Source organism: Thiolapillus sp., assembly GCF_048562965.1.
Taxonomy (GTDB): Bacteria; Pseudomonadota; Gammaproteobacteria; order Chromatiales; family Chromatiaceae; genus Thiolapillus; species Thiolapillus brandeum_A.
Map to the genome: position 1 here is coordinate 1 of NZ_JBHNMF010001130.1, position 856 is coordinate 856.

Below are 856 nucleotides of genomic sequence, written 5' to 3' on the forward strand. Positions count from 1 at the left end.
GAAGCCCACGCGCTCTGCACTTGCTTCATAGAGGTACTTCGTATAGGGAGAAATAGAACCCATGGCGTAGAAGCTGGTATCCGTTTTGTTGGATACCAGTGTCACGCACACGCCGTCTGCTGATTCAACTTTACCGGTGTACTTGCCGCCGTTGGTGAGGGTGATATTGCCCTGTGTCCGAATGCCTTTGACCTTTGTTCCTTCCTTCAGCAGTTCATTATCAATGGTAATGTCCCAGGAACCCAGGTCGATAGTGTCACCTGCCACGGAGGTGAAATCCGGTTTTGCAATGTAATCCTTTGTGTACAGCAGGTATTGGATCCTGTCGTAGACGTCGCCCCATGTGGTTTCCGTGAGCCCTCCCCCGGTTGTGCCCGAGGCTGTGATAGCAAGGGTCGTGGTGGCAAAGTCCAGACTGATATGGGACAGGCCTGCTGCATTTGCAGATGTACCGGTGGTGGGCACCTTCTCTACGGTGAGCTGCTTCTCCAGCGTCTTGATCCCTGCGAGTGCGCAGGATGTGGCGAGTTTTTTATAGCCATACTTACCGGTATATAGGGTATGAGTTTCTGAGCCCTTCAGTGTACCCGATACGTAGGTGTCAAAGCTGGTGTCTGCATCAGCGGTATTGTCATTTGCGCAGACACCCAGCAGCACAGAGACGGTACAGCTCGTGTTTCCGGTGCCAGCTGTCTCAAGCTGTTTGATGCTGTTGAAGTAGGTGTAATCGCTGGAAGTCCGGAACGGACGGACACCTGTCTTATACACGCCTGTGTATTCCCAGCCTACTACGATATCATCAACCGCAGTGACACCTTCCTGAAGTGTGATAGCTACCTGTCGGACCACATTGACG

The 856-nt window shown here is 52.5% G+C and carries 1 protein-coding gene; it reads right to left on the bottom strand.

The genetic code is table 11. The annotated features are described in order from the left end of the window. The coding region (locus ACOCD2_RS22785) for a hypothetical protein (RefSeq protein WP_419626202.1) at nucleotides 1-856 on the bottom strand (856 nt) is incomplete at both ends.